The following is a 5,100-nucleotide window of genomic DNA, read 5'->3' as shown; positions in this document are numbered from 1 at the left end:
ATTATGAGTTAGCTCTAGGGGGCTAAATTTAAAACTTCTGATTATAACATATATCTTTTTTGCAAGAGGTCTATTATAGATTTTAGAATATGGATTTATTATAGATTTTTTCTCGATCGGCGATCGATGCTGAAAATTCGGGACAAAATCACATCATATTAAATCCGGCTTTAGTACCCCCTTTTTTCTTAGTCCCCCTCTGCTCGGACTTCGTATGTGTAGACGCGATTTCCAATCTCCGGGCTATCTCAACATCGTGAAAGCCACATCAGCAACAGGCTTTCCGGCCTGTTCCACAAAGAGTAAACCCGGACTTATTATAGATATCAGAATAACCAGCAATCAAAATAACCAGCGGGCGGCGAATCGTCATGAAAAATTTGAGCTTTGTCTAAAGTAGGTACAGCCTCCGCCAATTCTCTACCTACTTTTACCTCAAGCGCCCTGTCTGTTAATGGAAATGAAAATTGATAGCTATCTTGCAAATATTTTGTCTTAGCAACAATCTCATCTTTCTCCAAAATCTGGCTGTTGCTACCAATCAAAATGCTATTACTTTCCTGGCAAACACACACGCACACCTGAGAAAACACACTTTGAAAAGTCGTGATTTTTTCGGCATAAAACTGATCTCTGTGCAGCAGATTGGCTAGCAAAACTCCCTCGCTTGACAAGTGTTTTTCGCAGATTTGATAAAATTCTTTGGTGGAGAGGCGGTGCGGAAAGTAGCCGTTGCCAAAAGCTACGTCGATCATGATGATATCGTACTGAGAATCTGATTTTTGCTGCTCTAAATACTCTCTGCCGTCTTGAATTGTTACAGTTAGCCGCTCGTCAAACTGCACTCCAAAACACTTTGTAGCTGCTTCGATCGCGATCGGATCGACATCCGTACATTCTATAACCGTTTCCGGCAAATAGTGGTGCAAAACTAAGGGAATTCTGCCGCCGCCAAATCCCGCTATGTAGATTCTTTGAGGTTGGCTTTGCCACACTAAACCCAACATCATCGCCTGAGTATATTCAGACACTAGATGTAAAGGATTGTTGAGATCGAAAATAGATTGCAGTAAATCTGTTTGCCGATTTACTTTTTCTACTAAAGATAGCTTAATGTGCGATCGATCTTTTGTGACTCCCACATAGTGAACACCAGACTCTTTGCAAAAAATAACTTTGTCGGGCTGTTGCTGCAGCCAAGCCAGTCGCTGTCGAATAGCGGATAAATTAATAGATTGCCAAGTTTTGTGTTCCTCAATCATCTGATTTTAAATTTTATTTAAATTCGATATTCTCTAATAATATAGCCTCATCAACCCGGTTTCTACCAAAATGGCTGAGTCGCTCGATATCTGCGAAGAAACCGGGTTTCTAGTAAAGGCTGAGGCAAGTCAATCGATTTTAGATTTTAGAGGCGATCCGACGGATAAATGCGTGGGGTTGAGGATTTTCGATTTTGGGTTGATTCCACAGATAAATCACGTGGCGGGTACCATCAATAAATTCTTGGTCATGTTCTCATTTTCCAGCATGGCGAAGAACGAGAAGACAACAGAAATTCACCCGATTACACCCGCTTGTACGCCACCAACTCCAAACCAGAAATCGAAAGTTCCACTTTTTCCCAACTTTGCTTGTCACCTTCCAACTTTTCAAAGGCTGCTGAGGTTAGCAAAATCTCTCCCCGTTCCGCCAAATCCTCTCCCAGCTTGGATGCCAGATTAAATTCCGATCCGTACATATCCTCTCCTTCCAGCATCAAAACATCGCCACAGCCAATACCAATGCAGAGGTAAATATCCATCTCCGGCGGCAGTGTTGTGTTGACAGCCGCCGTTTGTTTCAAAGAGTCGATTGCAGCTTCCACCGCTGATTTTACATCAGAAAAAACTGCAAAAATATTGTCTGCTTCCTCCTTAACTACAGTGCCACCGTATTCTGAAATTATCGGTTTGACAATGCCGTGCATCCGGTGAATCATTGCCAAAAAATGAATGATTCCGTAGCGGACTGTCGTGCGGGAAAATCCCGACATATCCATTACTAAAATTGCGTAATTTTTGCGGAAAGTGGCATTAATCTTTTCATCAATTTCAGCCATTTTTTCGGGATGTTCGTTTCTTTCTTGCAGCAACTTTTCCAAGTTAGCGCGGTTATTTGTTTTCATTTTATTTTAATTAAATTCCCAATCGCGACACAGTTCTTGAGGGCGGCCAGCCGGATGCACTGCACAATTGATGCCATCCTTACCGTAATAATAATCGCAGACTTTGCAAGGTTTAGTTTGCTCTAATTTTTTCATCAAAATTCCCCGAATTGTCTGGACTCGGTTGCGGTACTTGTTTGCATTCGAGTGACTCGGTTCAATTGCCAAAGCTTGCTCGAAAGCTGCTAAGCTGGAATCGTACAATTTAATAATTTGGGAGCTGTATTTTGTCCAAGCATCGGCATGGCTTTGATACAGTTCGACTGTACTTAAGTTTAAAATTCCGTATTCTGTCCAAGCGTCGGCTGAAGCTCGATCGAACTTAATATTGGCATTGAGCAAAACTTTTTTGATCGTTGCCAAAAGTTCCCTCGGCTGCCAAGGTTTGCTAACATAAGCCTCGGCGCGATCGCCCTGGAACCTCGCAAATAAAGCTAACTGCTGTCCCTTGCCTGTTAAAAATACCACCGGTATGTTCCGAGTTTCGGGATTAGCTTTAATTAAACGACAAACCCCGTAGCCGTCCAGACGGGGCATTATGACATCTAATAATACTAAATCAGGACAATTTTTCTCAATTTTATCCAGCGCTTCCACACCGTCAGATGCCTGAATTACATTTAATCCGCTGCACCTCAACTGATGTGAAATGCACTCCCGCTGGCTGCGGGAATCTTCCACCACTAAAACTGTACTCATCACTCCCCACCTGGTTTCTGAGGTAAACTTGTTCGCTGCTTCGAGTAACCCTTGCTGAAATCAGTTTACCCGCCTTGGATGAATTTGTTATCACTGGCGACCTAAATTTACTCAAATTGCAACAAATCTTAAAATGGGGAGCGAACGTGATACTTATCAGAAAATGCTGGTTGCTAATACCCGGACAATTGTTGAAAGTTTAAACGGTAAATATTCGGCTTTTAAACCTTAATAACGGCAAATCGTACTGATAGCGGACGAACACCTTGTTGAATTGCAACAGATAATCGGCTAATGTATACATTAAAGTTCTTAAGCACGACAAATGAATCGATTGCTCCTCACTTTACTTGTAAGTCCGACGCTGTTTGGATCTCTGATGTCTTTGAGCGCGATCGCAAATCCCGCTCAAATTGGCGAAACACCAGCTCAATCGGCTGATTCGCCCCAATGCGTGCGATCGCCCCACACTCAGCGCCTGACTTGCGTGCGGCTTTCTGGCAAGTCTGCTGCTGCTAATTCTAAAGTAACAATCAGTTGGCAGCGACCTGCTGACGAACAAGTGGCGATGCTGGATTTTTCGGAAGAAGAAAGCGATGCCGCGGTGGCGCTGTTTGGCTGCGACTGTCAGATGTGTATCAACTCGCTGCGACAGTTGCGCGGTTTGCCACCTCTGGATTTAGCTTCTTGAGGGCGAGCCGACAGCATTGGGAGTCAGGCTCAAAAACCCGGTTTCCGATCGCTGCGCGCTTTGGAATGCCTTTAGCTTTCTCACTTTTAGAGAAATTGTAGTCAATTTGTTGCAGGATTTCTAGAGATTTTGTATCTCTCAAAATCGGGTCTCTACTTTTTAGCTAGAACTTGTTTAAGTTGATCAGTTGCTTGCTAAATTTTTTCGATACTACCTAGGTTGACCAATCCATAATAGTCAAAAACGTAAACTCGATTATTTTTTGTGGCTGTTAGTTGATTCCAAAATGAATCAGATTTAAATTGGTCTAAAATTCCTTCTCCGCGATCGACTACAATGATAACTTCGGGATTAGCCTCTCAAACCTTTTCCGCTGAAAGCGTCACGTCGCCTTGTACGTGGCTATCTCCTTGCAATTGGGCTGCGACATTTTTCACGTTAAACTTACCCAGCAAATCTCCAGCCCAACTGCTTTGATTGGGTGATCAAATCGGTTGTCTGCTTACCAAAACTAAAGTAGCGGGGCTTTGATTTGGGATGTCTGCTAAAAATGTTTGGTAGCGTTTTAACAGAGGTTCAAGATTGGTATTGAGAGATTTAGCTAAAGTTGTTGTTAACTCTTCTAGAGATTTCCAGCTATCAAATTGAGTGAGTAAAGTTTTAATTTTTAGCTGCTGCAATTTTTGCATTGTTTCGTCATGAAACCCCGACGCACCTACCAAATCCGGTTTCAATGCGATGATTTTTTCCAAATTGGGAGGGTGCGTTCGGCAGTGACTGCGGTAATCCCTACGTTCGACAGAAATTCCCGTTTTAGTTTGTCCCAAAAAGTAGACCAGCATCGAAGTTAAAATAGCACCTATCCAAGCCGCCAAAGCCATCCCAGTTTGAAATATTCCCAAAGTCAGCATGGTAATCGCAACTAACCCCGCACCCGCCTAAATCACTAATACAAAAGGAGCGGCTAAACCGTTGCGGAGCAGCCCTTGCAGCCAAGCTGCCGACATTCCTAACGCCGCACTAACTGTCAGCGCTGCCGCCACTCTGTGCAAACGCACTTCCCAGAAAATAGTTGGATTTACAGCATCACCTCGGTGCAGAAATGCTTGCCACAATTGAGCTGAACTCATCGGCACCGCACCAAAAGAAAGTGAAAGGGCGATGGTTAACAGCAAACCCAATCCTAAGAATACAACTGCGTGAAAAACTCGATATTTTAGCCAGATTTTTTTCACAATATATTATACCGCTTTGCTTTTAGATAAATAACCTTTTTGCAGAGTTATTCCTGCGCGATCGCCCAAACTCCTAAGAGACAATCCGGCTAGTTACTTACCATATATTCTCCTGTTTGTGGATAGATCGCGCTCGTTAACTACAGTAACCTATTCAGATTAAGGCTCGATCGGAGATATGGCAGCGATCTGTATAGTTATTTCAAATAAAAATGAGACACTAAGTTGCACAATAAGCGCGAATAATCTCATCAAGAGATGTGGCAGAA

6 protein-coding genes are annotated in these 5,100 nt (G+C 43.0%); 1 reads left to right on the top strand and 5 read right to left on the bottom strand.

What is annotated here, in order from left to right:
- Positions 1–326 precede the first annotated feature (326 nt).
- The 3 genes from QUA90_RS29905 to QUA90_RS29895 form a co-directional block, all read right to left on the bottom strand.
- On the bottom strand, positions 327–1,262 hold the full coding sequence (locus QUA90_RS29905) for a fused MFS/spermidine synthase (protein ID WP_333448741.1): 936 nt from the start codon (positions 1,260–1,262) through the stop codon (positions 327–329).
- 305 nt (positions 1,263–1,567) lie between these two features.
- Complete coding sequence (locus QUA90_RS29900) at positions 1,568–2,167, bottom strand: adenylate/guanylate cyclase domain-containing protein (protein ID WP_333331388.1); 600 nt, start codon at positions 2,165–2,167, stop codon at positions 1,568–1,570.
- A gap of 6 nt (positions 2,168–2,173) precedes the next feature.
- A complete protein-coding gene (locus QUA90_RS29895; RefSeq protein ID WP_333331384.1) occupies positions 2,174–2,905 on the bottom strand; it encodes a response regulator in 732 nt (243 codons plus the stop codon).
- A gap of 325 nt (positions 2,906–3,230) precedes the next feature.
- Here QUA90_RS29895 and QUA90_RS29890 point away from each other — a divergent pair, with 325 nt between their 5' ends.
- Positions 3,231–3,596, top strand: a complete 366-nt coding sequence (locus tag QUA90_RS29890) for a hypothetical protein (protein ID WP_333389126.1) — start codon at positions 3,231–3,233, stop codon at positions 3,594–3,596.
- Positions 3,597–4,081: 485 nt separating this feature from the next.
- Here QUA90_RS29890 and QUA90_RS29885 read toward each other — a convergent pair whose 3' ends face one another.
- Both QUA90_RS29885 and QUA90_RS29880 read right to left on the bottom strand, forming a co-directional pair.
- Complete coding sequence (locus QUA90_RS29885; protein ID WP_333448740.1) at positions 4,082–4,507, bottom strand: ABC transporter substrate-binding protein; 426 nt, start codon at positions 4,505–4,507, stop codon at positions 4,082–4,084.
- Positions 4,508–4,534: 27 nt separating this feature from the next.
- The gene (locus QUA90_RS29880; RefSeq protein ID WP_333448739.1) at positions 4,535–4,831 is read right to left on the bottom strand and encodes an iron chelate uptake ABC transporter family permease subunit; all 297 of its coding nucleotides are present in this window, start codon (positions 4,829–4,831) and stop codon (positions 4,535–4,537) included.
- Positions 4,832–5,100: the final 269 nt, after the last annotated feature.

Origin of the sequence: Microcoleus sp. D3_18_C4 (assembly GCF_036702355.1) — a bacterium.
Lineage (GTDB): Bacteria > Cyanobacteriota > Cyanobacteriia > Cyanobacteriales > Microcoleaceae > Microcoleus.
This window is presented reverse-complemented; position numbering and strand designations above follow the sequence as displayed.